This window comes from Pontimicrobium sp. MEBiC06410 (assembly GCF_053601615.1).
On sequence record NZ_JBSHNT010000129.1, the window covers coordinates 1 to 220 of the forward strand.

Annotated in this window: 1 protein-coding gene; it reads left to right on the forward strand. The window is 42.3% G+C overall.

Annotated features, from left to right (window positions below; all coding sequences use genetic code 11):
- On the forward strand, positions 1-220 hold a 220-nt coding region (locus ACVC08_RS02140), incomplete at both ends, for a hypothetical protein (RefSeq protein ID WP_452600826.1).

The following is a 220-nucleotide window of genomic DNA, read 5'->3' on the forward strand; positions in this document are numbered from 1 at the left end:
AACATGGACATTAACAGATAGCTGTGGTAACACTGCGCCAGAACAAATACAAACCATCACGGTGTCTGATAATATCGCACCAACATTTACTGCACCTGCAGATATTGAGATATTTACAGATGCATCATGTAACTACGATGCTGGAGTAAACATTACAGGAGATGTTACAGACGAAGCAGATAACTGTTCTACAACCCTAGACGCGACCTACACAGACGCT